At 63.1% G+C, this 24,927-nt stretch carries 18 protein-coding genes and 1 tRNA gene; 9 read left to right on the forward strand and 10 right to left on the reverse strand.

What is annotated here, in order from left to right; genetic code table 11:
• Positions 1-50 precede the first annotated feature (50 nt).
• Positions 51-2,789: a DNA polymerase I gene (polA, locus tag PSO31014_RS03865; protein WP_150550358.1), complete on the reverse strand. Its 2,739-nt coding sequence runs from the start codon at positions 2,787-2,789 to the stop codon at positions 51-53.
• Between polA and PSO31014_RS03870 the strand changes: the two genes are divergently transcribed.
• Entirely contained in the window at positions 2,790-3,524 is a 735-nt protein-coding gene (locus PSO31014_RS03870; protein WP_150550359.1) for an LOG family protein, read from the forward strand.
• 115 nt (positions 3,525-3,639) lie between these two features.
• Here the strand turns inward: PSO31014_RS03870 and PSO31014_RS03875 are convergent, their stop codons facing one another.
• Positions 3,640-4,875, reverse strand: coding sequence for a YeeE/YedE family protein (locus PSO31014_RS03875; RefSeq protein WP_150550360.1), 1,236 nt, complete (start codon positions 4,873-4,875; stop codon positions 3,640-3,642).
• Positions 4,876-5,230: 355 nt separating this feature from the next.
• Between PSO31014_RS03875 and PSO31014_RS03880 the strand changes: the two genes are divergently transcribed.
• The 3 genes from PSO31014_RS03880 (at position 5,231) to PSO31014_RS03890 (ending at position 7,540) form a co-directional block, all read left to right on the forward strand.
• Complete coding sequence (locus PSO31014_RS03880; protein ID WP_150550361.1) at positions 5,231-5,599, forward strand: hypothetical protein; 369 nt, start codon at positions 5,231-5,233, stop codon at positions 5,597-5,599.
• 128 nt (positions 5,600-5,727) lie between these two features.
• Positions 5,728-6,699, forward strand: a complete 972-nt coding sequence (locus PSO31014_RS03885) for a homoserine kinase (RefSeq protein ID WP_150550362.1) — start codon at positions 5,728-5,730, stop codon at positions 6,697-6,699.
• A 31-nt stretch (positions 6,700-6,730) separates the two neighbouring features.
• Positions 6,731-7,540 carry a BPSS1780 family membrane protein gene (locus PSO31014_RS03890; RefSeq protein WP_150550363.1) on the forward strand — a complete coding sequence of 270 codons (810 nt, stop codon included), beginning with the start codon at positions 6,731-6,733 and terminating at the stop codon, positions 7,538-7,540.
• A gap of 85 nt (positions 7,541-7,625) precedes the next feature.
• Here the strand turns inward: PSO31014_RS03890 and PSO31014_RS03895 are convergent, their stop codons facing one another.
• Positions 7,626-9,947 carry a UvrD-helicase domain-containing protein gene (locus PSO31014_RS03895; protein ID WP_150550364.1) on the reverse strand — a complete coding sequence of 774 codons (2,322 nt, stop codon included), beginning with the start codon at positions 9,945-9,947 and terminating at the stop codon, positions 7,626-7,628.
• A gap of 111 nt (positions 9,948-10,058) precedes the next feature.
• On the opposite strand from PSO31014_RS03895, the gene PSO31014_RS03900 reads away from it, so the two are divergent.
• Both PSO31014_RS03900 and galU read left to right on the forward strand, forming a co-directional pair.
• Complete coding sequence (locus tag PSO31014_RS03900) at positions 10,059-12,920, forward strand: valine--tRNA ligase (protein WP_150550365.1); 2,862 nt, start codon at positions 10,059-10,061, stop codon at positions 12,918-12,920.
• Between the two features lie 29 nt (positions 12,921-12,949).
• Positions 12,950-13,834: a UTP--glucose-1-phosphate uridylyltransferase GalU gene (gene galU / locus PSO31014_RS03905; RefSeq protein ID WP_017231875.1), complete on the forward strand. Its 885-nt coding sequence runs from the start codon at positions 12,950-12,952 to the stop codon at positions 13,832-13,834.
• A gap of 123 nt (positions 13,835-13,957) precedes the next feature.
• Here galU and PSO31014_RS03910 read toward each other — a convergent pair whose 3' ends face one another.
• Together PSO31014_RS03910 and PSO31014_RS03915 are read right to left on the reverse strand one after the other, a co-directional pair.
• Complete coding sequence (locus PSO31014_RS03910) at positions 13,958-14,185, reverse strand: sulfurtransferase TusA family protein (RefSeq protein WP_017231876.1); 228 nt, start codon at positions 14,183-14,185, stop codon at positions 13,958-13,960.
• A 99-nt stretch (positions 14,186-14,284) separates the two neighbouring features.
• Positions 14,285-14,815 (reverse strand): NUDIX domain-containing protein, encoded by a 531-nt coding sequence (locus tag PSO31014_RS03915; RefSeq protein WP_150550366.1) that lies wholly within the window; start codon positions 14,813-14,815, stop codon positions 14,285-14,287.
• Positions 14,816-15,098: 283 nt separating this feature from the next.
• Between PSO31014_RS03915 and PSO31014_RS03920 the strand changes: the two genes are divergently transcribed.
• The gene (locus PSO31014_RS03920) at positions 15,099-16,343 is read left to right on the forward strand and encodes a chloride channel protein (RefSeq protein WP_343039569.1); all 1,245 of its coding nucleotides are present in this window, start codon (positions 15,099-15,101) and stop codon (positions 16,341-16,343) included.
• A 36-nt stretch (positions 16,344-16,379) separates the two neighbouring features.
• Here PSO31014_RS03920 and PSO31014_RS03925 read toward each other — a convergent pair whose 3' ends face one another.
• The 5 genes from PSO31014_RS03925 to alaS all read right to left on the reverse strand — a co-directional run bounded on the left by PSO31014_RS03925 (position 16,380) and on the right by alaS (position 22,835).
• Positions 16,380-17,513, reverse strand: a complete 1,134-nt coding sequence (locus tag PSO31014_RS03925) for a threonine aldolase family protein (RefSeq protein ID WP_246176211.1) — start codon at positions 17,511-17,513, stop codon at positions 16,380-16,382.
• Positions 17,514-17,600: 87 nt separating this feature from the next.
• Positions 17,601-17,849, reverse strand: coding sequence for a 4-oxalocrotonate tautomerase (locus PSO31014_RS03930; protein ID WP_281349032.1), 249 nt, complete (start codon positions 17,847-17,849; stop codon positions 17,601-17,603).
• Between the two features lie 59 nt (positions 17,850-17,908).
• Positions 17,909-18,679 (reverse strand): class II aldolase/adducin family protein, encoded by a 771-nt coding sequence (locus PSO31014_RS03935; RefSeq protein ID WP_150550368.1) that lies wholly within the window; start codon positions 18,677-18,679, stop codon positions 17,909-17,911.
• Between the two features lie 53 nt (positions 18,680-18,732).
• Positions 18,733-19,989, reverse strand: coding sequence for a YbfB/YjiJ family MFS transporter (locus PSO31014_RS03940; RefSeq protein WP_150550369.1), 1,257 nt, complete (start codon positions 19,987-19,989; stop codon positions 18,733-18,735).
• A gap of 221 nt (positions 19,990-20,210) precedes the next feature.
• On the reverse strand, positions 20,211-22,835 hold the full coding sequence (alaS, locus tag PSO31014_RS03945) for an alanine--tRNA ligase (protein WP_150550370.1): 2,625 nt from the start codon (positions 22,833-22,835) through the stop codon (positions 20,211-20,213).
• A 243-nt stretch (positions 22,836-23,078) separates the two neighbouring features.
• Here alaS and PSO31014_RS03950 point away from each other — a divergent pair, with 243 nt between their 5' ends.
• Positions 23,079-24,302 (forward strand): CaiB/BaiF CoA transferase family protein, encoded by a 1,224-nt coding sequence (locus tag PSO31014_RS03950; protein WP_150550371.1) that lies wholly within the window; start codon positions 23,079-23,081, stop codon positions 24,300-24,302.
• A 157-nt stretch (positions 24,303-24,459) separates the two neighbouring features.
• Positions 24,460-24,534 (forward strand) — tRNA-Arg (locus PSO31014_RS03955).
• Positions 24,535-24,927 lie beyond the last annotated feature (393 nt).

The following is a 24,927-nucleotide window of genomic DNA, read 5'->3' on the forward strand; positions in this document are numbered from 1 at the left end:
GGGGTGCCGCCCGTGCGACGCACTCACTTTAGGTGTCAACCCAACGCCGTTCAGTGGGCCTGTTCCCAATTCTCGCCCACACCGACTTCGGCCACGAGCGGCACGCGCAACTTCGCCACGCCGCACATCAGTTCCGGCAAACGCTTGCGAACCTCGGCCAGTTCATGGTCGGGCACTTCGAGCACCAGTTCATCGTGCACCTGCATGATCTGACGCGTCTGCAGGCCGCTGTCGTCCAACCAGCGCTGCACAGCAATCATCGAGAGCTTGATGAGATCGGCGGCCGTGCCCTGCATCGGGGCATTGATGGCGGCTCGCTCGGCGGCCTGGCGGCGCGGTCCGTTGCCGCCATTGATATCCGGTAGCCACAGACGGCGTCCGAAGACCGTTTCGACATAGCCGCGCGCCTTCGCGCTCTTGCGCGTCTCGTCCATGTAACGCGCCACGCCGGGGTAGCGCATGAAATAGCGGTCGATGTACTGCTTGGCGGCGTCGCGTTCGATCCCGAGGTTCGCGGCCAGCCCGAACGCACTCATGCCGTAGATCAGACCGAAGTTGATGACCTTGGCGTAGCGACGTTGTTCGGTCGACACCTCGATCGGCGTGACGGCGAAGATTTCCGCCGCCGTGGCGCGGTGAATGTCCTCGCCGTTGGCGAATGCCCGCAGCAAACTTTCGTCGCCCGAGATATGCGCCATGATGCGCAGCTCGATCTGCGAGTAGTCCGCCGACACGAGTTGGCTGCCCTGAGGCGCAATGAATGCCTCGCGAATGCGGCGCCCCTCGGCCGTGCGCACGGGAATGTTCTGCAAATTCGGATCGTTCGACGCCAGGCGCCCGGTGATCGCCACGGCCTGCGCATAGTTCGTGTGCACGCGGCCCGTCGAGGCATTGACCATCTTCGGCAACTTGTCGGTGTACGTCGACTTGAGCTTGGCAAGGCCGCGGTAATCGAGCAGCACCTTCGGCAACGGATAGTCTTCGGCGAGCTTCTGAAGCACTTCCTCGTCGGTCGACGGGGCACCGCTCGCCGTCTTCTTGACGATCGGCAGTTGCAGCTGCGTGAAGAAGATGTCGCCGATCTGCTTGGGCGAATTCAGATTGAACTGCTGCCCGGCGAGTGCAAACGCTTCGGATTCGAGCGCGACCAGCTTCTGGCCGATCTCGTCGCTTTGTGCGGCCAGACGGGCCGTATCGACGAGAACGCCGTTGCGCTCCATGCGTTGCAGCACGCGCGCCGTGGGCATTTCGATGTCGCGGTAGACGAACTCCAGCGTGGCTTCACGCGCCACGTCGGGATAGATCGCGCGATGGAGTCGCAGCGTGATGTCGGCGTCTTCGGCGGCGTAGGCGGTCGCGCGCTCGACGCTCACTTCGTCGAAGCCGATCTGCTTGACGCCCTTGCCGCACACCTCTTCGTACTTGATGGTCGTCACACCGAGATGGCGTGCGGCCAGGCCGTCCATGTCATGGCCACGGTGCGATTCGAGCACATACGACTGAAGCATCGTGTCGTGTGCAATGCCGCGCAACACGATGCCGTAGTTTTCCAGCACGTGGGCATCGTACTTGAGGTTCTGTCCGACCTTCTTGTGGTCCGGACTTTCGAGCCAATGCCTCAGCCGCGCCAGGACTTCGTCTCGCGGCAATTGGTCGACGTCGCCCGGCGCGCGATGCGCCACCGGGATGTAGGCGGCGCGTCCCGGTTCGCAGGACAACGACAGGCCAACGAGTTGCGCCTGCATTGCGTCAAGCGAGGTGGTCTCGGTATCGAAGGCCGTCAACTCGGCCGACTCGATGATCTTCAGCCATGCGTCGAACTGCGCCCACGTCAGCACCGCTTCGTATTCTCGCTCGATCGTGTCGGCCGCAGGTGCCGGCGCCGGCTCACCGGCCTGCGTGGCAACGGCGGCCTGCGCTTCGCGCAGCAGGGTCTTGAAGCCGTGACGCACGAAGAAATCGCGCAGCGTTTCGACATCTTCGGGCTGCGACTGCAAGCTCGCGTCGATGGAGGTGACCTGCGGCGCGAGATCGCAATCGAGCGCGACCGTCACAAGCTTGCGCCCCATTGGCAGCCAGTCGAGCGCGCGGCGCAGGTTTTCGCCCGCTGCCCCTTTCACCTCCTCGGCGTTCGCAACGAGATTGTCGAGATCTCCGTATTGCGTGAGCCACTTGACGGCCGTCTTCGGCCCGCATTTGTCCACGCCCGGCACGTTATCGACCGTGTCACCGACAAGCGTGAGGTAATCGACGATGCGCTCGGGCGGCACGCCGAATTTCGCGGCGACGCCGGCGGCATCGAGCGTTTCGTTCGTCATTGTGTTGACCAGCGTCACGCGGTCGTTCACGAGTTGCGCCAGATCCTTGTCGCCGGTGGAGACGACCACGCGCATGCCGCGCTCGGCCGCCTGCCTTGCAAGCGTGCCGATGACGTCATCGGCCTCCACGCCATCGATCATCAACAGCGGCCAGCCCATGGCGCGCACCGCCTCGTGAATCGGCTCGATCTGCGCGCGCAGATCTTCCGGCATCGACGGACGATTCGCTTTGTATTCGGGGTACCAATCGTCGCGGAACGTCTTGCCCTTGGCATCGAAAACGCAGGCGCTATACTCTGCGTGGACGTCTTTACGCATGCGGCGCAGCATATTGACGATGCCGTGAAGCGCCCCCGTCGGCTCGCCATTGGGACCGCGCAAATCCGGCAGGGCGTGATAGGCTCGATAGAGATAACTCGAACCATCGACCAATAAGAGCGTCTTACCTTCCAGACTTTGCTGTTCCGACATATGACCAAGAGAAGAAAAGAAATACCGAGTCTGCGCATGCTCGCAGACCATGAGCGCGCCACCGCAAAAAAGGCGCGCGCGTCGTGGCAGATGTTCACGATTATGGCAGAGTTCATCGAGGCGACCGAGTACCTGTCCGAGATCCGGCCGGCCGTCAGCATCTACGGCAGCGCGCGCATCAAGCCGAAATCGCCGTTTTACAAACTGACGATGACCATCGCCCGGAAATTCTCCGACAACGGCTTTGCCGTCATCTCCGGCGGCGGGCCCGGCATCATGGAAGCCGCCAACAAGGGCGCGCATGGTGGCGCCTCGCCGACCGTCGGCCTGAACATCGAATTGCCGCACGAACAAAAGGGCAATCAGTACCAGGACATCTCACTGCGCTTCCGACACTTCTTCACGCGCAAGGTCACGTTCGTGAAGAACTCGGACGCGTTCGTCATCATGCCGGGGGGCTTTGGCACGCTCGACGAACTGTCCGAAGTCCTCACGCTCATCCAGACCCAGAAGTCGCGCCATGTGCCCGTGATTCTCGTCGGCACGGAATTCTGGAAGGGGCTGCTCGAATGGGTGCGCTCGACGATGCTGCCGATGGGCCTCATCGGCGAAAAGGATCTCGATCTGGTGCAGGTCATGGACGACCCCGACGAAATCCTCAAAGCGGTGTTCGCGTTCTACGACGGCCACATCGAGCCCGAAACGGAAAGCAGCGAGAAGATGTTCTACCTGTAATCGCGACGGGCAGTCGCCCAAGCGTCATCGTCCAAAGTCAATACGGCGCCGCGAGTGATCGCAGGCGCCGTATTTTTGTTTGCCAGACGGAAGATCTGCCGGCGGGGGATGTCGATCAGCAGCCGGTCTCGCGTGGCGTGGTTTCCACGGCCAGACCGAACAACGGACGCAGGCGCGTGCCGAACACATTGCCCGCAAACGCCGCCGCCAACCACAGCCAACCGTGCAGGCTGCCCGAGACGATGCCGCTGAAGTACGCGCCGATATTGCAGCCGTAGGCCAGACGTGCGCCGTAACCGAGCAGCAATCCGCCGACAACCGCCGCGAGCAGCGAACGCACTGGAATCTTCCACACAGGGGCAAACTTGCCCGCGATGGAGGCGGCAGCGAGAGCGCCGAGAATGATCCCGATGTCCATGACGGTGGTGACGTCCTGTGCGATCGGCGCGTTCAGTACATTGGCCTGCTTCGCCCAGTACGGCCACGAGGCCACGTCGATGCCCAGCGCCATGAACGCCTTGGCGCCCCACAACGCGAACGCCGATGTTACGCCCCACGGGCGGCCGGCCAATGCCAGCGTGGCGTAATTGAGCAGCACGAGCGCCAGCGCACCCCACACCAGCGGCCAGGGGCCACGCAGCAACGCGGGCGTGCCCTTTGCGCTGCGCGTCATCGGCACACCCACGACACGGCCGTGACGGCGCTTCTCCGCCCACAGCGTCAAGCCACCGATCGCGGCAAACAACGCCAGATTGGCGAGGAGCGCAGGCCACAAGCCCCACGTCTTGACCAGCGAGACCGGTTTGATATGCGGCAGTGCTTCCCACCACGGCAGATGCGCCGTTGCCACCACCGACCCCACCACAAACGCCGCCAGCGTGACGATCATGCGCGTGCTGCCGCCCCCCACGGTATAGAGCGTGCCCGACGCGCAACCGCCGCCGAGTTGCATGCCGACACCGAACATGAAAGCACCGAGCGCCACCGACACGCCAACCGGCGAGACGAAGCCGGCGACCTTGTTACCGAAGAGCACGCCATCCGCCAGCGCGGGAAAGAACAGCACGACGCCAACGGCGAGCATCACCATCTGCGCGCGCAGACCCGCGCCGCGCCGGTCGGCGATGAACACGCGCCAGGCCGACGTGAAGCCGAATGCGGCGTGGTAAAGCGTCACACCGAGCAAGGCGCCGATACCGGCCAGTGCGGCCTGCTTCGGCCCGACGGTGGCCTGCACGTAGGCGATGCCCACAACGATCAGCACCAGCGCGATGGCAAGCGGCCGGGCGTTATAGGAGGACGGCGAAGGCGGTGCCGTTTTGACGGCGGCCGAGGCGGCGGATAGCGACATGATTTGGGACTCCAGAATGCAGATGGGCGACACACGGCCGCCCATCTAGACAATGACGCAGGATGCCAGAAGATGACTTCAACGAAAACGATTGTCTTGCGATTTATTTATAACCAAAAGCAATATAAAGACGGTAAGGGTACGCAATCGAATCGATTAACCGTGCGCCGGTGACGAGAAAAAATGCGCGTCCAAGGCATGGCATCCCTCGAAAGGCAAGCAACTACGGCGCATTCGACGCGATTTCACGATGCGAAGCGGGGGACGTTTGATAGAATGGACATATTGGAACCCGTTGCGTCGGCCAGACTTGCCTCACACGCCGCGAATGCGTTCTCGCCCTCGGAGAATAATGATGACAACGCGCTTTTCCCGTGCCCTGCCCCTGATGATCGGTGCGGGCCTGCTGTTCGCGGGCCATGCCTTCGCCCAGGATGGCCAGGAGACCTCCGCACAGGCCGCCAAACGTGAGGCGGACGCCCGCGCCGCCGCCACCAGCAAATCGTCGGTCGACGTCAACCAGGAGCGCAAGCCGAGCTACTACGTCAACGACCAAGGCACCACCGTGACCGAGTTCCGCGACCGAGGCAAACCCACGGAGGTCGATGTCCATTCGCGTTTCGGCACCAATTACCAATTGACCACGCCGCCGGACAACGCGCCGCGTACGCGCGACAACACGTCGCAAAACGACCGTTTGCCGTCCGTTGGCCTGAAGTTCTGACGTCTCTGGTAATCTGAGTCACCTCCGCGCGCCGCCCAGCGGTGCGCCTGCATCCTGTCTGTTTCACACCAGCGGCCCGCTGCACGTGCGCGGGCCGTTTGTCTGAGACATTTCCACTTAACGCACGCATGGCTGTTTTCACTTCCGTCTCGCCCGAGCAGCTCCAGGCATGGCTGCAACGCTACGATCTGGGGAATGTTCTCGACTTTCGGGGCATCAGCTCCGGCATCGAGAACACCAACTACTTCCTGACGACCGAGCGCGGCGAGTTCGTGCTGACGCTGTTCGAGAAGCTCACGGCCACGCAGTTGCCGTTCTACCTCCAGTTGATGGGCCATCTCGCCCATCACGGTGTGCCGGTGCCCGACCCGATACCCGACCGCACGGGCGAGATTCTGAGCGAGTTGAACGGCAAGCCCGCCACCATTGTCACCAAGCTGGCCGGACGCTCCGAGCTGGCCCCCGCGCCCGAACACTGCGCGCATGTCGGGGCGATGCTTGCGCGCATGCATCTGGCCGGGCGCGACTTCACGCTCGAGCAAGCCAATCTGCGCAGCCTGCCGTGGTGGCGCGAGGCCGCCCCCGAGGTCATGCCGTTCCTGAGCGACGCCGAGCGCGCGTTACTGGAGAGCGAGATGGCGCATCAGGCCGGGTTCTTCGCGTCGAGCGACTATCGCGCCATGCAGGCGGGACCGTGCCACTGCGATCTGTTCCGAGACAATGTGCTGTTCGACAAGGCTGAAGACGGTTCGCCGCGATTGGGCGGATTCTTCGATTTCTATTTCGCGGGCTGCGACAAATGGCTGTTCGATCTGGCCGTGACGGTCAACGACTGGTGCTGCGACCTGTCGACCGGCGTGCTGGACGAAGCGCGCGTGCATGCCATGTTGCGCGCCTACGAGACGGTGCGCCCGCTGACCGACATCGAAGCGTCTCACTGGCGCGACATGTTGCGTGCCGCCGCGCTGCGCTTCTGGCTGTCGCGCCTGTATGATTTTCACCTGCCGCGGGCGGCCGAAATGCTCAAGCCGCACGATCCGGGGCATTTCGAACGAATCCTGCGCCAACGCATCGAAGCCCCTTCCATCCCCTTGCGGTAACTCGACATCCTATCGGAGTCATTCGAACCCTATGCAATTGCTTGAAGTCCCGCCGAAGAGTGGATACGTGTGGCTGCGCCAAGGCATCTGGCTGTTCCGCAAGAACCCGCTCGCCATTCTGACGCTGCTCTTCGCCTATCTGTTCGGGGTGATGGTGCTTTCGATCCTGCCGGTCGTAGGCGCTTTCCTGCCGCTGCTGTTCATCCCAGGCCTGTCGGTCGGTTTCATGGCAGCCTGTCGCGACATCATCAAGAACAAGCAGGTGCTGCCCCACGTACTGCTCGACGGCTTTCGCGGCCACGGCAAGGAAGTCTCGCGCCGGCTGCTCATGCTCGGCGGTTACTACATCGTGGCGATGACCGTCGTGTTCCTGTTCTCGGCGCTGTTCGACGGCGGCGACCTGCTCAACAAGATGCTCTTCGACGGCCGCATCAGCGAAGAATCGCTCACGAACGGCTCGATGGGACAGGCGATGCTCGCGGTGGCAGTAGCCTACATACCGGTGGCGATGATGTTCTGGTTCGCACCGGTGCTCGTGGCCTGGCACGACATCCCGCCCATCAAGGCGCTGTTCTTCAGCTGGACGGCCTGTGTGCGCAACTTCCGTGCGTTCGTCGTCTACGGCCTGTGCACGGCGGTCGTCGCCACCGTGTTGCCGCTGATCGTGACGCTGACGATGGCTGCGATGGGCATTCAACAATATGCGATGCTCTTGTTGATGCCGTACTCGATCCTGTTCACGGCCGTGCTGTATTGCTCTTTCTACGCGAGCTATCGCGGTTGCTTCGGCGTGCAGGAGATCGGCGCCATCGATCCGAACGTCGCCCCGCCGGAAGCATAAGCGGGAACGTCGGCGTCAACGACAGACGCGCAAAACAAAGGGCACCCGCGGGTGCCCTTTGTCATGGGTGACGACGGCCGCGCCGTTACTCGATCGGCTGGAGCTTCGCGACAGCCAGCGCCAGCCACTTCTCACCATGTCGGCCGAATTTCACGTGGGCGCGGGCTTCGGCCCCCGCCCCCTCCAGGCCGATGATCTTGCCTTCGCCGAACTTGGTGTGGAAAACGCCCTGGCCCAGCTTGAAGCCTGTCTCCGAGGCGCGCGAACGGTCGGCAAGGGCCTGCTCCGATCGGGTCGCCACCCACTCTTCCTGCTTCGGCGCACTCGTCTTCCCTCGCCCGAACCAATCGCGCCCCCAGGCGGGCTCGGCTTGCCCCAGCCGCGCCCCCGGTTGCGAGCGCGGCGTCAGGAACTTCAATACCGTCTCGGGGATTTCGTCGAAGAAGCGCGAGCGTACGTTATAGCGCGTCTGTCCGTGCAGCATGCGGCTTTGCGTGAACGACAGATACAGCCGTTCCTTGGCACGCGTAATGGCCACGTACATCAGTCGCCGCTCTTCTTCGAGACCATCGAGTTCAAGCGCACTGTTCTCGTGCGGGAAGAGTCCCTCTTCCAGACCGGTGACGAAGACTGCCGTAAATTCAAGGCCCTTGGCCGCGTGAACCGTCATCAATTGCACCGCGTCTTGCCCCGCCTCGGCCTGGTTGTCTCCCGCTTCGAGCGACGCGTGCGACAGGAAGCCGGCAAGCGGCGTCATCTCCACCGGCGTATCGGCGTCGACCACGCCGTCGGGCGAGGCCAGCAGATCGGGCGCGCCCGACAGCGCGGGACGCATGGCGATCAAACGCGCTGGGGCGTCGAGCCCATAGCCTTCCTCGGCAACGAACGCCGTGGCCGCATGCACCAATTCCTGCAAGTTCTCGATGCGATCCTGGCCTTCCTTCTCGGTCTGATAATGCGCGATCAATCCGCTGGCGTCGATGACGCGCGCCACCACCTCCGGCAGCGTGAGCCGCTCGGTATCGTGACGCATCTGCTCCACGAGCCGCACGAATGCCGTCAGATTCGTGCCCGCCTTGCCGGTCATGTACGGCACTGCGGCATACATCGAGCAGTTGTAGAGTCGCGCCGCGTCGGCCAGTTGCTCCAACGAACGCGCGCCAATCCCCCGGGTCGGGAAGTTCACGACCCGCGCGAACGCCGTGTCGTCGTTCGGATTCTCGATCAGGCGCAGGTACGCCAGCGCGTGCTTGACTTCCTGACGTTCGAAAAAGCGCAAACCGCCATACACCCGGTAGGCAATGCCCGCGCCCACGAGCGCGTGTTCCATCACCCGCGACTGGGCATTGCTGCGATAGAGAATGGCGACCTCCTGCCGCGAGAGACCCTGCGCGACGAGCGCCTTGATCTCTTCGACGAGCCAGCTCGCCTCCTGCAGGTCGGTCGCCGCCTCGTAGACACGGATCGGCTCGCCGTGCCCCGCGTCGGTGCGCAAATTCTTGCCCAGACGCCGCGCATTGTTGGAAATCAACGCGTTGGCCGCGTCGAGGATGTTGCCGTGCGAGCGGTAGTTCTGTTCGAGCTTGATCAGGTGTCGCACGCGGAATTCACGCTCGAAATCGGCCATATTGCCGACGTTGGCGCCACGAAACGCATAAATACTCTGATCGTCGTCGCCCACGGCGAATACCGCGGCGTTCGATCCCGCGAGCATCTTGAGCCACGCGTACTGGAGCTTGTTCGTATCCTGGAACTCATCGACCAGAACGTGCCGGAAGCGCGACTGGTAGTGCACGCGCAACGGCTCGTTGTGCTTGAGCAGCTCGTAACAGCGCAGCAGCAGTTCGGCGAAATCGACCACGCCTTCGCGCTGACACTGCGCTTGATAGGCAGCGTACAGCTCGACGAACTTCTGGTTGAAGGCGTCGTTGGCCTCGACCTCGTGCGGTCGCAGGCCCTGCTCCTTGGCGTTGTTGATGAAATACTGCAGATTTTTCGGCGGATACTTCTCGTCGTCGACGTTCGACGCCTTCAGCAGACGCTTGATGGCGGAGAGCTGGTCGGCCTGATCGAGGATCTGGAAGCTCTGCGGCAGCCCGGCGTCGCGAAAATGCGCGCGCAGCATGCGGTTGCACAACCCGTGGAAGGTGCCGATCCACATGGCGCGCGTGCTGATCGGCAGCATCGCGCCCAGACGGGCCTGCATTTCCTTGGCCGCCTTGTTGGTGAAGGTGACGGCCAGAATCCCGGCCGGCCCCACGTGCCCGTGCTGGATCAGCCAGGCGATACGTGTGGTCAGCACGCGCGTCTTGCCGGAACCCGCGCCCGCCAGAATGAGGGCCGGCTCGTCCGGAAGGGTTACGGCGGCCAGTTGTTCGGGGTTCAGATTGGCGAGCAGATCGGGCATGTCGGGAAGGAAATTCGAGTGAAGCTCGATTATAAATCCTGCTGCGGCGCGGAAATGCCACCGAATCTTTTATAATTCAAGGTTTCACGCATTACACGGTCCATCCAATCCATGAGCGACAGCGACAATACGCTTGCCAAAAGCTTCGAGCCGCAGGACGTCGAAGCCCACTGGGGCCCCGAATGGGAGCGCCGCGGCTATGCCCGGCCGACTTTCGACGACGCCCGCGAAGATTTCAGCATCCAGTTGCCGCCGCCGAACGTAACCGGCACGCTGCACATGGGTCACGCGTTCAACCAGACGATCATGGATGGCCTCACCCGCTATCACCGCATGAAAGGCGCCAACACCCTCTGGGTACCGGGCACCGACCACGCGGGCATCGCCACGCAGATCGTCGTCGAGCGCCAGCTCGATGCCCAGAAAGTCTCGCGCCATGACCTCGGCCGCGAGAAATTCGTCGAGCGCGTCTGGGAATGGAAGGAAGAATCGGGCAGCACGATCACGCGTCAGGTGCGCCGCCTGGGCGCATCGATCGACTGGAGCCGTGAATACTTCACGATGGACGAGAAGATGTCGCGCGCCGTGCGCGACGTGTTCGTCACGCTCCACGAGCAAGGATTGATCTATCGCGGCAAGCGTCTCGTGAACTGGGAATCGACCCTGCTCACAGCCGTGTCCGACCTGGAAGTGGTGAGCGAGGAAGAAGACGGCTCGCTGTGGCACATCCGCTACCCGCTCGCCGACGGCTCCGGGTCGCTCACGGTGGCCACCACGCGTCCGGAAACGATGCTCGGCGACACCGCGCTGATGGTCCACCCGGAAGACGAGCGCTACAAGCACCTGATTGGCAAGACGGCCAGACTGCCGCTGTGCGATCGCGAAATCCCGATCATCGCCGACGATTACGTCGATCTCGAATTCGGCACGGGCGTGGTGAAAGTCACGCCGGCACACGACTTCAACGACTACGCCGTCGGTCAGCGCCACAACCTGCCGCAGATCAACATTCTCACGCTCGACGCGAAGATCAACGACAACGCCCCGGAAAAGTACCGCGGGCTGGATCGTTTCGACGCGCGCAAGCAGATCGTGGCCGACCTCGACGCCCTCGGCCTGCTCGAATCGGTCAAGCCGCACAAGCTGATGGTGCCGCGCAGCGACCGCACCGGTACGATCATCGAGCCGATGCTCACCGATCAGTGGTTCGTGGCGATGAGCAAACCGGCCCCCGAAGGCACGTTCCATCCGGGCAAGTCGATCACCGAGACCGCACTCGACGTCGTGCGCAGCGGCGAGATCAAGTTCGTCCCGGAGAACTGGACGACCACGTACAACCAGTGGCTCGAAAACATTCAGGACTGGTGTATCTCGCGTCAACTCTGGTGGGGCCACCAGATTCCGGCCTGGTACGACGACGCAGGCAACGTGTACGTCGCCCGCACGGAAGAGGAAGCCACCGAGAAGGCCCGCGCGGCGGGCTACACCGGCGCGCTCAAGCGCGACGAAGACGTGCTCGACACGTGGTTCTCGTCGGCACTGGTGCCGTTCTCGTCGCTCGGCTGGCCGCAAGAGACCCCCGAACTCAAGCATTTCCTGCCGTCGTCGGTGCTCGTGACCGGCTTCGACATCATTTTCTTCTGGGTGGCGCGCATGGTCATGATGACCACGCACTTCACCGGCAAGGTGCCGTTCAAGACGGTCTACGTGCACGGCCTGGTGCGCGACGCCGAAGGTCAGAAGATGTCCAAGTCGAAGGGCAACACGCTCGATCCGATCGACATCGTCGACGGCGTGTCGCTCGACGCCCTGCTCGCCAAGCGCACGACGGGTCTCATGAACCCGAAGCAGGCTGCGAGCATCGAGAAGAAGACGCGCAAGGAATTTCCGGACGGCATTGCGCCGTTCGGCACCGACGCGCTGCGCTTCACGTTCGCTTCGATGGCCACGCTTGGCCGGAACATCAACTTCGATCTGGCGCGCTGCGAAGGTTATCGCAACTTCTGCAACAAGCTGTGGAACGCCACGCGCTTCGTGCTGATGAACTGCGAAGGCCAGGACTGCGGTCTGGCGCCGTGCGTAGGCGATTGCGGCCCGGACGGCCAGCTCGACTTCTCGCGCGCCGACCGCTGGATCGTGTCGCTGCTGCAACGCGTGGAAGCCGATGTCGCGAAGGGCTTCGCCGACTACCGCTTCGACAACATCGCCAGCGCGATCTACAAGTTCGTCTGGGACGAGTACTGCGACTGGTACGTTGAACTGGCCAAGTGGCAAATTCAGAACGGCACCCCGGCGCAACAGCGCGCCACGCGTCGCACCTTGCTGCGCGTACTCGAAACGGTGCTGCGTCTGGCGCATCCGATCATTCCGTTCATCACCGAAGCGTTGTGGCAGAAGGTGGCACCGCTGGCTGGCCGCTATCCGGCGGACAAGGCAGCAGGCGAAGCCAGTCTCATGGTGCAGCCGTATCCGGTGGCCGACGCAAGCAAGATCGACGAGGGCGATGAAGCCTGGATGCAGCAGTTGAAGACCGCCGTCGACGCCTGCCGCAACCTGCGCGGCGAAATGAACCTCTCGCCCGCGCAACGCGTGCCGCTGCTGGTCGCGGGCGATGTGGACTTCCTGACGTCGATTGCGCCGTATCTGCAAACGCTCGCCAAGCTCTCTGAAGTGCAAGTGCTGGCAGACGAAGCGACGCTCGACGCGCAAGCGGCCGGTGCGCCGCTTGCTGTCGTGGGTGCGAACAAGCTGGCGCTGAAGGTGGAAGTCGACGTCGCCGCCGAGCGCGAGCGACTGGGCAAGGAAGTGAAGCGCCTCGAGGGCGAGATCGCCAAATGCCACGGCAAGCTCTCCAACGAGAGCTTCGTGGCACGCGCGCCCGCCAACGTCGTGGAACTCGAGAAGCAACGATTGGTCGACTTTGAAGCGGTTCTCGGTAAATTGCAGGCTCAGCTCGCCCGCCTGCCCGCCTGAGACGTGCTCATATCACCAGGGAGATACCAATGAAAACCGTTGTGACCAAAGCCGTGTTCCCCGTTGCGGGCCTCGGCACCCGCTTCCTCCCGGCCACCAAGGCGAGCCCGAAGGAAATGCTGCCCGTCGTGGACAAGCCTCTGATTCAATACGCGGTGGAGGAAGCGGCGGCCGCCGGCATTACGGAAATGATCTTCGTGACGGGCCGCAACAAGCGCGCGATCGAAGACCACTTTGACACCGCCTTCGAACTCGAAGCGGAACTCGAGGCCAAGAACAAGCAGGCGCTGCTCGACGTAGTGCATTCGATCAAGCCGCCGCATATCGATTGCTTCTACGTGCGCCAGCCCAAGGCGCTGGGCCTGGGTCACGCCGTGCTGTGCGCCGAGAAGCTCGTGGGCGATGAGCCGTTCGCCGTCATCCTCGCCGACGACTTGCTCGACGGCGAGCCGCCGGTGCTCAAGCAGATGGTCGACCTGTACAACCACTATCACAACTCGATCATCGGCGTAGAAGAGATCCCCATCGAGCAAAGCCGCTCGTACGGGATCGTCGCGGGCAACGAGTGGGGCGAGAAGGACATCGTCAAGCTCACGAATATCGTCGAAAAGCCGGCGCCGGAAGATGCCCCGTCGAATCTGGGCGTGGTCGGCCGTTATGTGTTGCGCCCGCGCATTTTCGATTGCATCCGCGAAATCGATCCGGGCTCTGGCGGCGAGATTCAGTTGACCGACGCCATCCAGAAGCTGATGCAGGATGAAGTCGTGCTGGCGTATCGCTACCAGGGCAAGCGCTTCGATTGCGGCAGCAAGCTTGGCTACTTGAAAGCCACCGTGGAGTTCGCGCTGCGCCATCCGGAACTCAAGGATGCCTTCCGCGAATACCTGCGCGAGACGCAACTCGATCTGGCATAAGCGCCAGACCTTGTGTCAAAGAAAAAGCCGACGGCAATTGTCCGTCGGCTTTTTTGTGCCCGCTGCGCCGTGCGCCGCACATCACGCATCGGCGGGCGGGTTCGGCGAGATGACGCCTCGCGATCAGCGGCGGCGCATCAGGAAGTGGAACGTCTTGCCCTCTTCGCGCGATTCGATGAGTTCGTTGCCGGTTTGTTTGGCAAACGCGCTGAAATCGCGCGCCGAGCCCGGATCGGTGGCGATGATGTGCAGCACTTCGCCGCTCTGCATGTCGGCGAGCGCTTTCTTGGCGCGCAGGATCGGCAGCGGACAGTTCAGTCCGCTTGCGTCGACTTCTTTCTGAAATTCCATGCTCATGTTCCTGATGTCCCTTGGATCCGACTCGTTCTGATCGTGTACCGGGGGTTGGCCCGCAAGCTGCGATTCTACCGTAGTCCTCGGCGCCTCTCGTCAGCCGGCAATGGATAGCCGGGCCGATTCCACATATTCGACCGGCAGATTGCGCCGCCGCAGCCACTCGGCCACCGCGTGCCCGGTACCGGCGCGCCACGGACGCAACCGCTCGGGGGCGACAAGCCGGAACTCGGCGAGTTCGTCCGACAGACGAATGTCCCCATCGCAGACTGCGTGATAAGCGATGATCAGCTCGTTCTTGCGCATGAACTCGTAGACGCCGAGCAGCGACATCGCGTCGGCGTCCAGATTGGTCTCTTCCTTGATCTCGCGCCGGATGCCGTCTTCGGGCGTCTCATCGCGTTCGAGAAAACCGGTAATGAGCGCAAACATGCCTTCGGTCCAGGCAGCATTGCGCGCCAGCAGGATCTGGCCTCGGTACTCCACGAGTCCGGCCACGACGGGCAGCGGGTTGTCCCAGTGGACGAAACCGCAAGCCGCATCGGGACAGGCGCGGCGAATACGCCCGGCGACCTCGCGCGAGTCGAGCGGCGCGGCACAGCGGGGACAGTAAATGAGTTCGTTCATGATCGTTCTTTGGCGAATTCGAATATCTTAAATGAACTCATGACGCGCTGCACATTCGGTAGATTCCGAGACACCTGTGGAGCAAGCTCGCAGGGTGCGGAGGCGTATAATCGTCGCTTGTCTTTCAATATTTGCTTGCGGCCACGTGTCAGATCTCCCACCCAATACGGCCTCAACGCCGCCCCCGTCGCCTTCGCCGTCTCCCCCGGCAGCCCTTTCGCTATCGACGCGCCTGGCCAGACGCGGCATACATCGCTCTCGTCGCCTCTGGCACAACTATGGGGTGTTCTGGCTGGGTGCGGTGCTCGTCGGCCTGGTCTCGGTGGTGTACTCCAAGCTGATCGACTTCGGTTTCGAGCTGTTCCAGCGCATGTTGTCGTATGGCATCTGGCTGCCGCTGGTCGTCACGCCGCTCGGCGCCGCACTGGCCATCTGGTTGACGCAAAAGTTCTTCCGGGGATCGGAAGGAAGCGGGATTCCGCAAGTCATCGCAACGCTTCAGGAGCCGCGTCTGTCGTCGTCGCTGTTGTCGATGCGCATCATGATCGGCAAAATTGCGATCTCGTTTCTGGGCATTCTCTGCGGCTTCACCATCGGTCGCGAAGGGCCAACGGTGCAGATCGGTGCATCGCTCATGTATGCAATGCGGCGCGGGTATCGGCGCAGCAGCGTGCACATCGAACGTCAATTGACGCTGGCAGGCGCTGCGGCCGGTCTCGCAGCAGCGTTCAACACGCCACTCGCGGGGGTCGTATTTGCCATCGAGGAACTCAGCCGGAGCTTCGTGGCACGCAGCAGCGGCACGCTCATCACGGCCATCATCTTTTCCGGCGTCGTAGCACTCGGCCTGCAGGGCAACTATCTGTACTTCGGGCAGATCAAGGCGCTCAGCGACTTTCATTGGACACTGATCCCGGTGCTCGTTGCCGCCAGCCTGCTGACCGGTGTGAGCGGCGGACTGTTCGGCTGGCTGATGCTTAACGTCCCGCGCTGGATGCCCGCCCCGCTGGTCACCATACGCCGTTCGCACCCGGTGCGCTTCGCTTTCCTGTGTGGCCTGGCCATCGCTGCGATCGGCCTGGCCTCCGGCGGCACGACCTTTGGTAGCGGCTACGCAGAGGCGCGCGGTTTGCTTGAGTCGCATGTCGCACTGTCGCCGCTTTACGCGCTGCTAAAGTTTGCAGCGTTGTGCGTGTCCTATATGTCGGGAATTCCGGGCGGCATTTTCGCGCCGTCGCTTGCCATCGGGGCCGGGCTAGGCAACGTGATGGCCCACCTCACGTCGGTGGTGCCGCTGCCGGCCATTGCCGCGCTGTGCATGGTCGGGTATCTGGCAGCGGTCACGCAATCACCGATTACGTCGTTCGTGATTGTCATGGAGATGATCGACGGCCATCAGATGGTGATCCCGCTCATGGCCGTGGCCCTGCTCTCAACCCAGGTGTCGAAAACCATCGCGCCATCGTTCTATCACGCATTGGCGCATCGTTTTCTCAAGCCCGCGGCACACGCGCCGCAGCCGACCTGAATCGCCGCGCGGCCGGAACAACCGATATGAGTTTGGTCACGCGTTTGTACTCAGCGCCCGAATATCCGCCGCCAGACGCTCGACCGTCTCCGGCCGGGTGTCCCACGCGCACATCAGGCGGCAACCGCCCGCGCCGATGAACGTATAGAAGCGCCAGCCCTTGGCTCGCAGCGCCTCGATCACATGCAGCGGCAGTTCCGCAAATACGGCATTGGCTTGCGTCTCGAACATGATCGACACACCCGGCACGTCGCGAATGCGTTGCGCGAGCAACTGCGCCATCGCATTCGCGTGACGCGCGTTGCGCAGCCACGTATCGTTCTCCAGCATGCCGAGCCAGGGGGCGGAAATGAAGCGCATTTTCGAGGCCAGTTGCCCGGCCTGTTTTACCCGATACGCGAAGTCTTCCGACAGCGAGCGGTTGAAGAACACCACCGCCTCGCCGACCGGCAGCCCGTTCTTCGTACCGCCGAAGCAAAGCACGTCCACGCCGGCCCGCCACGTCACGTCGCCCGGATGACAGCCCAGCGTCGCGACCGCATTGGCAAAGCGCGCGCCATCCATATGCACGCGCAAGTTACGCCGTTTGGCCAACGCCGAGATCGCCTTGACCTCGTCGACCGAGTAGACCGTGCCGACCTCCGTGGCCTGCGTCAGCGTGACGACCTTGGGCTTCGGGAAGTGAATGTCCGATCGTCGATTGATGACGGACTCGATGGCGTCCGGCGTGAGCTTGCCGTTGTTCTCGCGACCGCGGGCGGTAAGCAGCTTCGCGCCGTTGGAGAAAAATTCGGGACCGCCGCACTCGTCGGTCTCGACGTGGGCCAGTTCGTGGCAGATCACGGAGTGATACGACTGCGACAACGAGGCCAGCGCCAGTGAATTTGCCGCCGTGCCGTTGAATACGAAGAAGACGTCGCAGTCCGTATCGAACAGATTGCGAATACCGTCGCAGACACGCTGCGTCCAGGTATCGTCGCCATAAGCGACTTCGTGGCCGCTGGCATTGGCCTCAATCAGATAATGCAACGCCTCGGGGCAAATCCCGGCGTAGTTGTCCGAGGCGAAATGTTGTGGCGTTTGGGCCGCCCTGCCATCAGCGGCCGTCAGGGACGGAGCGTTCGTCAGGGTGGAAGCGGGAATGTTCGATGCAGACGGGACTTGCGACATGACAACCTCATCAATGCGGCAGGGATCCTGCGAGACCCTCTGCCTTTGACCTACCGGTGGCGCCCCTGCGGGAGACCACCGACACCTTCAGACTGACTCGGGACGCGGATCCGACCACAGCGCGCCGGCAGTCGCCCAGTTCTCGAGCTTGACTTCGGCAATGATGATGTCGACGGACTCCGGTGTGCAACCGATCGTCGTGACGGCCGCTTCGGTGACCGCTTTGACGAATGCGCGCTTTTGCTCGATCGAGCGCCCCTCGAACATCTCGACGTGAAACGTTGGCATTGCAGTCTCTCTCCTCGTGTCGTTATCAAGATCGGCAGCGCCGCCCACGCTCGCATTCAAAGCGTGCGGGCTTGCCGTGCGTTCCCGATGTTGCGCCTGCGCGGCGGTCAATCGCGAAACGAGGCGTCTATTCTATCCAGTTTGCGCAGCAGCGCAGGCCACTCGAGCACGCCTTCGATGGCGCCGCCATCTTCGAGCTGAAGCGCGGTCTTGTCCTGCACGGCCGGACTCGGCAAATGGGGCGCCATACCGCCGGCCAGTGCCTGCAACTGGATCTCGCACGCTTTGATGAGCGTTGCCATCAGCACGAAGGCCTCGGCGACCGAGCGTCCCGTTGTCAGCGTGCCGTGATTGCGCAACAGCATGGCCGAATGCGCCCCGAGCGACGCCACGAGCCGCTCGCCCTCAGACGGCGAAAACGCCAGCCCCTCGTAATCGTGGTGGCCAATGCGCTCGTGAAAACGCAACGCGTGCTGCGAAATCGGCAGCAGACCATGGGGCTGGATCGACACCGCGATGCCTGCCGTGTTGTGCAGATGCATGACGCATACGGCATCCGGACGTGCCGCGTGCACCGCGCCATGCAGCGCAAACCCGGTCACGTTCACCGGATGTTCGCTCTCGCCCACGATCTCGCCGGTCATCGTAATCTTCACCAGATTCGACGCCGTCACCTCATCGAACGTCAGACCGAATGGATTGATGAGGAAGTGTCCCGGCTCACCCGGCACCATCGCCGAGATATGGGTGTAGATGAGATCGTCCCAGCCGTACAGCGCAACGAGCCGGTAACAGGCCGCGAGGTCGACACGCATCTGGCGCTCGGCATCGCTGATGGCCGTGGCGGCTTTTCTGCCCGCCTGCAGGGTAAAGGACATAGCAAGTTCCAGGGGATGAAAGTGTCGCCGCGGCGCCTCGGCGCCCGGGCGCGTCAGGGTGCGCGCTCGAGCGAGCGTCGCCAGTCCCATACGAAGCCGATCGCCCCCATCACCAGCGCGCCACTCGCACATAGCAGTGCTGCCGTGAAGGTACCGGTCGCCGCGACCAGAGGCGCCGCGACCAGCGGCCCAACGATCTGGCCGATCCCGTACGATGCCGTCACCAGGCCGATCAGACCATTGGCATTGTCCCCACGCAGGCGTCGGCACTCACGCACCGCGTACACGGTTATCGCCGTGAACGGCAGCCCGACCATCACGCTACCCAACGCGAAGCCCACCACATTCGGCAGCATGATGCCGATGCCGACACCCACGCCTTGCACGACGTAGCACGCCGCAAGCAGCAAACGATTGTCCCAGGCTTGCGGCGCCCGCGCACCGATGATGGCGCCCGGCATCACCATGAGGCCGAGCAACGGAAAAAAGAGATCCGGCCAAGACGAACCCGGCAGCGCCTGACGCGCAATCACGGGCAGGAACGTCGCAGTAATGATGTAGCCGAAACCGGCAAGGCTGTAGAGCACGGTGACGGGAATCACCGTCTCGCCGCTGCCGTGATTGACGGCATGCGTCGCGGTCTGCGCCTGTGCGGCGTGCAAGGACTGGGACGTGTTGGCAATGGTCGATGATTCGGGGCCATCGGGTACGAAGGTACGCCAGATCAACGCAAGCAGTGCCAGCGCGAGCACACCGCACAGCAGCCACCCGCCGCGCGCGGGCCACGCCAGGGTATTGTTCAGGCTCGCGAGCAACCCCGTCAACACGATGCCGGCCCCAGGGCCCGCGAAGATCACGCCGCCCAGACTCGGCATGCGCAGCTCGCCGAGCTTTCGAAAGGCCCATCCGGCCGAGAACACCATCGCCCAGGCGCTCATGACACCGGCCAGCGTGCGCACGACGGCCCACACGGCGAACGACTCGATCAGCCCCATGGCGAGCGTCAGCACGACCGTGGCCGCCAGCGCGAAGCGCACGATGCGCGTCGGCGTAAAACGCAGCCACATGCACGACAGCGCACCCACGAAGTAGCCCGCATAATTGAGCGACGCGAGCCAACTGCCATGCTCGATGTCGGTGAGGTGCTCGTGCAGCATCAGCGGCAGCATCGGGGTGAACGCGAAGCGCCCAATGCCCATCGCAATGGCCAGGGCGAGCATGCAGGACAGGGCGATACGCCATGCCGCGCGCTCGGGGGACGGCTGGCGCGACGAGACGGCTCTGTCGGAATCGGCGACGGTGGCTGGCATAAACGGCAATGGAGGAAAAAAACGCGCATCAACGCGCGCGCTCTGCCGAATACTTTACATGCAAACCATTGCGCAAAGCGGCGGACCCCCTTTGTCATCAGGGGCAATGAACGCAAAACGCGCACCGAAGTGCGCGTTTTGCATGAGCCATCCCGATGGACTACCGGAGACGGCAGGTCCCGCGGCGAGCTGCGGCGTATGCCGCCGCGCTCACCATGGCGTCACAGCTTGCCGGCCACCCAGCCCTGCACGCCGGCCAGCGCCTGCGGCAGTTGCGACGGATCGGTACCGCCGGCCTGCGCCATGTCGGGACGACCGCCGCCCTTGCCCCCGACCTGTTGCGCGACGAAGTTGACCAGCTCACCGGCCTTGACCTTGCTGGTGGCGTCGGCCGTCACGCCGGCGATCAGGCTGACCTTGCCGCCCTCGACCGCCGCGAGCACGATTGCCGCGCTGCCCAGCTTGTCCTTGAGCTTGTCCATCGTCTCGCGCAGCGTCTTGACGTCGGCGCCTTCGAGTTGTGCCGCCAGCACCTTCAGACCGCTCACGTCGACGGCCTTCTCGAGCAATTCGTCGCCCTGGCTCGATGCCAGCTTCGACTTGAGCGCCGCCAGTTCCTTCTCCAGCGACTTGACCTGTTCCTGCACCTGCGCGATGCGCGGCGTCAGTTCGGCTGGCTGGGTCTTGAGCGCAGCAGCCGCTTCGTTGACCTGATCGTCGAGCTTTTGCACGAAACGCACCGAGTTGTCGCCGGTGATCGCTTCCACGCGGCGAATACCGGCGGCTACGCCCCCTTCCATCACGATCTTGAACAGGCCGATGTCGCCGGTGCGCGCCACGTGCGTACCACCGCACAGTTCGCGCGACGTGCCGATATCGAGCACCCGCACTTCGTCGCCGTACTTCTCACCGAACAGCGCCATCGCGCCGCCCTTCACCGCGTCGTCAAACGACATCACGGCGGCCTGCGTCGGTGCATTGGCCAGCACTTCGGCGTTGACGATGTCCTCCACACGACGAATGTCGTCGGCAGTCATCGCGGCATTGTGGGCGAAGTCGAAACGGGTCTTGTCGGCGTCGACGAGCGAGCCCTTCTGTTGCACGTGACCGCCCAGCACTTCGCGCAGCGCCTTGTGCATCAGGTGCGTTGCGGAGTGGTTGCGAACCGTGCGTGCGCGACGCACGGCATCGACCTGCGCCGTGACCGCCGCGCCCACGGTCAATTCACCCGATTCCAGCTTGCCGTAGTGACCGAAGACGTCAGCCTGAATCTTCTGTGTGTCCGACACACCGAAGCGGGCGCTGCCCGCCGTAATCAGCCCTTGATCGCCCACCTGGCCGCCCGACTCTGCGTAGAAGGGCGTGGTATCGAGCACCACGATGCCCTGCTGCCCGGCGGCGAGCTTGTTCACACTCGTGCCGTCGACGTAGAGCGCGGTCACCTTCGCGCCGTCGAGCGCGAGCGTGTCGTAGCCCTGGAAGCGCGTCTTGTCGCCGTTGTATTCGAGGGCCGTCGCCATCTTGAACTTGCCGGCGGCGCGCGCCTGTTCGCGTTGACGCGCCATGGCGGCGTCGAAGCTCGCTTCGTCCACGGTGATGCTGCGCTCGCGGCAGACGTCCGCCGTCAGGTCGAGCGGGAAGCCGTACGTATCGTGCAGTTTGAAGGCGAGTTCGCCGTCGAGCGTGGTCACGCCGCGCTTGGCCAGATCGGCCAGGGCGCCGTCGAGAATCTCCATGCCGTTCTCGATGGTCTCGCCAAAGCGTTCCTCTTCCTGCTTGAGCACGTCGGTCACGCGCTGCTGCGCCTGCGCCAGTTCCGGATAGGCAGCGCCCATCTCTGCGACCAGGTCGGGCACGAGCTTGTAGAAGAATGGCGTCTTGCACCCGAGCTTGTAACCGTGGCGGATCGCACGGCGGATGATTCGGCGCAGCACATAACCGCGGCCTTCATTGCCCGGAATCACGCCGTCGACGATCAGGAACGAGCACGCGCGGATGTGATCGGCGATCACTTTGAGCGAGTTCGCGGCGAGATCGGTCACGCCGGTCTCACGGCCGGCCGCCTTGATCAGGTGCTGGAACAGATCGATCTCGTAGTTGCTGTGCACATGTTGCAGCACGGCCGCGATACGCTCCAGCCCCATACCGGTATCCACGCACGGCTTGGGCAGCGGGGTCATGTTGCCCTGCTCGTCGCGGTTGAACTGCATGAACACGAGGTTCCAGACTTCGATATAGCGGTCGCCGTCTTCTTCCGGCGATCCCGGCGGGCCGCCCCATACGTCTGCGCCGTGGTCGAAGAAAATTTCCGAGCACGGGCCGCACGGACCGGTGTCGGCCATCTGCCAGAAGTTGTCCGACGCGTAACGCGCGCCCTTGTTGTCGCCGATGCGGATGATGCGCTCGGTCGGCACGCCGACTTCCTTCGCCCAGATGTCGTAGGCCTCGTCGTCTTCCTGGTAGACGGTCACCCAGAGCTTGTCCTTGGGCAGTTTGTAGACGTCCGTCAGCAGTTCCCAGGCGTATTGAATGGCTTCGCGCTTGAAGTAATCGCCGAACGAGAAGTTGCCCAGCATTTCGAAGAACGTGTGATGGCGGGCCGTGTAGCCGACGTTCTCGAGGTCGTTGTGCTTGCCGCCCGCGCGCACGCTGCGCTGGGCCGTGGTCGCGCGCTTGTAGGGGCGCGTTTCGAGACCGAGGAATACGTCCTTGAACTGCACCATGCCGGAGTTCGTGAACAGCAGCGTGGGGTCGTTGGACGGCACGAGGCTCGACGAGCGCACGATGGTGTGCCCCTTCGACTCGAAGAAGGTGAGGAATTTTTCCCGAATGTCTGCGACTTTCATAGCGTGCGAAGGAGCGTGGGGACCGGGCCAGTCAAGCTGGGCGGGGTATTTTGCAAACTTTTGATTATACGGGAAATCAGTCCCCCCACAGCGCCCAGCCAACAACCGCACTGCGAAACGGCGCTGGTCAGCCGCGCATTGCACACCGTAGACTTCAACGCTCTAGTTCCGCAATGCAAAACAATGTTCCGATCACAATGTCGGGACAGCAATCAGACGATGAAATCGAGGAGAGAGCGGACGATGGGTGCGCTGAGTCATATCCGGGTACTGGACCTTTCGCGCGTGTTGGCCGGCCCATGGGCCACACAGAATCTGGCCGATCTGGGCGCGGACGTGATCAAGGTCGAGCGCCCCGGTGTCGGGGACGACACTCGCCGATGGGGGCCGCCGTACCAGCGTGACGCCGATGGACGCGAGACGGGCGAAGCCGCCTACTACCTCGCCGCGAATCGCAACAAGCGCTCGCTTACGCTGGATATCGCCTCTGGCGAAGGGCAGGCCATCGTCAAGGCGTTGGCGGCGCAGAGCGACGTGATCGTTGAGAACTACAAGGTGGGACAGTTGGCGAAATACGGGCTGGATTACGCGTCGCTGCGCGCCATCAAGCCCGATCTCGTCTATTGCTCGGTGACAGGCTTCGGCCAAGATGGTCCCTACGCGTCGCGCGCGGGCTACGACTTCATCGTGCAGGGCATTGGGGGCTTCATGAGCATTACGGGCGAGCGTGACGGCCAGCCCGGCGGCGGCCCACAGAAGGCGGGCGTCGCGATTGCCGACCTGATGACCGGGATGTACGCGACGATCGCCATCATGGCGGCCCTCACACATCGCGACCGCACGGGGGTGGGTCAATACATCGACATGGCGCTGCTCGACACGCAGGTGGCGATGCTGGCGAACATGAATACGAACTATCTCGCAAGCGGTGAGGCGCCGGTTCGCTGGGGCAATGCGCATCCGAACATCGTGCCGTATCAGACATTCCAGACGGCGGACGACGGCTGGATCATCGTGGCGGTGGGCAACGACGGCCAGTTCCGCAAGTTCGTGGAGGCTGGCGGCGAAGCGGCACTGGCGGACGACGCGCGTTTTGCGACGAATCCATCGCGCGTGCGGCAACGGGAAGTGCTGGTGCCGATGCTCGCCGCGATGGTGCGCAAGTTCGGCAAGGATGTCTGGATCGACAAGCTGGAAGCCGCAGGCGTGCCTTGTGGGCCGATCAACACGTTGCCGGAGGTGTTCGCGAATCCGCAGGTGAAGGCGCGCGGCATGGAGGTGGCGTTGCCGCATCCGTCGGGGGGCGTTGCGCGCGTGGTTGCCAGTCCCATGAAGATGAGCGAGACGCCGCCGCTTGCGCGCACCGCACCGCCCACGCTGGGACAGCACAGCGACGACATCCTGCGCGAACGCCTCGGATTCGACGACGCCGGGATCGCGCAGTTGCGCGCCGAGGGTGTGGTTTGAGACGGCCCGCCCGCAGACACAACCGACGTATTCGGCGACGCATCAGCGGCATGAGCCAAATCGCGATCGCTGTTTTGACGGTGTCGCGCAAGGTCTTTTTGTTATACTCTTGCGCTCGCGAGACTGTTGGCTGCCTGCGTCAAACCGTCATCGCGCCCTCCCTGTAGTTCAATGGATAGAACGAGTGCCTCCTAAGCGCTAGATACAGGTTCGATTCCTGTCGGGGGGACCAATTTAACGCCTAGCATTTCCCATAATTTACCAAAAAGCCCCGCACAGCTTTGCCTGTCGGGGCTTTATGCTGCCATCGTTGTCTAATGACTCCCAGCAGCGCTCACGTTTTTTGGGGGGAGGTCAGGCGGCTGTCCGCCTACGTTTTACGGGCTCTCACCCCGGACCGCTGTTGTTTCAGCGATAAGTCAAAGATAGTACATGGGGTAAACGGCTTTCAAGCTCCAACACTCGACTTCGCCCCCACGTTTATCGCCTATACAACTGCCCATCGTATTGATCGCCATCGATCAAGACCTGGATGTCTCCAGTCCTGAGGTAATGCCCCCCGCAAACCGGCGCTGGGAGAAGTAGAATTTTCTCGTTAAGAGGGAGTTCTGCAGATGAAGAAGTC

The organism is Pandoraea soli (assembly GCF_902459595.1).
Lineage (GTDB): Bacteria > Pseudomonadota > Gammaproteobacteria > Burkholderiales > Burkholderiaceae > Pandoraea > Pandoraea cepalis.

Coding starts and splice junctions, on each gene's coding strand:
- PSO31014_RS03895 (WP_150550364.1), bottom strand. CDS start 9,947: ATGCCCGATCTGCTCGCCAATCTGAACCCCGAACAACTGGCCGCCGTA.
- PSO31014_RS03925 (WP_246176211.1), bottom strand. CDS start 17,513: ATGTCGCAAGTCCCGTCTGCATCGAACATTCCCGCTTCCACCCTGACG.
- PSO31014_RS03870 (WP_150550359.1), top strand. CDS start 2,790: ATGACCAAGAGAAGAAAAGAAATACCGAGTCTGCGCATGCTCGCAGAC.
- PSO31014_RS03935 (WP_150550368.1), bottom strand. CDS start 18,679: ATGTCCTTTACCCTGCAGGCGGGCAGAAAAGCCGCCACGGCCATCAGC.
- PSO31014_RS03940 (WP_150550369.1), bottom strand. CDS start 19,989: ATGCCAGCCACCGTCGCCGATTCCGACAGAGCCGTCTCGTCGCGCCAG.
- PSO31014_RS03880 (WP_150550361.1), top strand. CDS start 5,231: ATGACAACGCGCTTTTCCCGTGCCCTGCCCCTGATGATCGGTGCGGGC.
- PSO31014_RS03915 (WP_150550366.1), bottom strand. CDS start 14,815: ATGAACGAACTCATTTACTGTCCCCGCTGTGCCGCGCCGCTCGACTCG.
- galU (WP_017231875.1), top strand. CDS start 12,950: ATGAAAACCGTTGTGACCAAAGCCGTGTTCCCCGTTGCGGGCCTCGGC.
- PSO31014_RS03910 (WP_017231876.1), bottom strand. CDS start 14,185: ATGGAATTTCAGAAAGAAGTCGACGCAAGCGGACTGAACTGTCCGCTG.
- alaS (WP_150550370.1), bottom strand. CDS start 22,835: ATGAAAGTCGCAGACATTCGGGAAAAATTCCTCACCTTCTTCGAGTCG.
- PSO31014_RS03900 (WP_150550365.1), top strand. CDS start 10,059: ATGAGCGACAGCGACAATACGCTTGCCAAAAGCTTCGAGCCGCAGGAC.
- PSO31014_RS03885 (WP_150550362.1), top strand. CDS start 5,728: ATGGCTGTTTTCACTTCCGTCTCGCCCGAGCAGCTCCAGGCATGGCTG.
- polA (WP_150550358.1), bottom strand. CDS start 2,789: ATGTCGGAACAGCAAAGTCTGGAAGGTAAGACGCTCTTATTGGTCGAT.
- PSO31014_RS03890 (WP_150550363.1), top strand. CDS start 6,731: ATGCAATTGCTTGAAGTCCCGCCGAAGAGTGGATACGTGTGGCTGCGC.
- PSO31014_RS03875 (WP_150550360.1), bottom strand. CDS start 4,875: ATGTCGCTATCCGCCGCCTCGGCCGCCGTCAAAACGGCACCGCCTTCG.
- PSO31014_RS03950 (WP_150550371.1), top strand. CDS start 23,079: ATGGGTGCGCTGAGTCATATCCGGGTACTGGACCTTTCGCGCGTGTTG.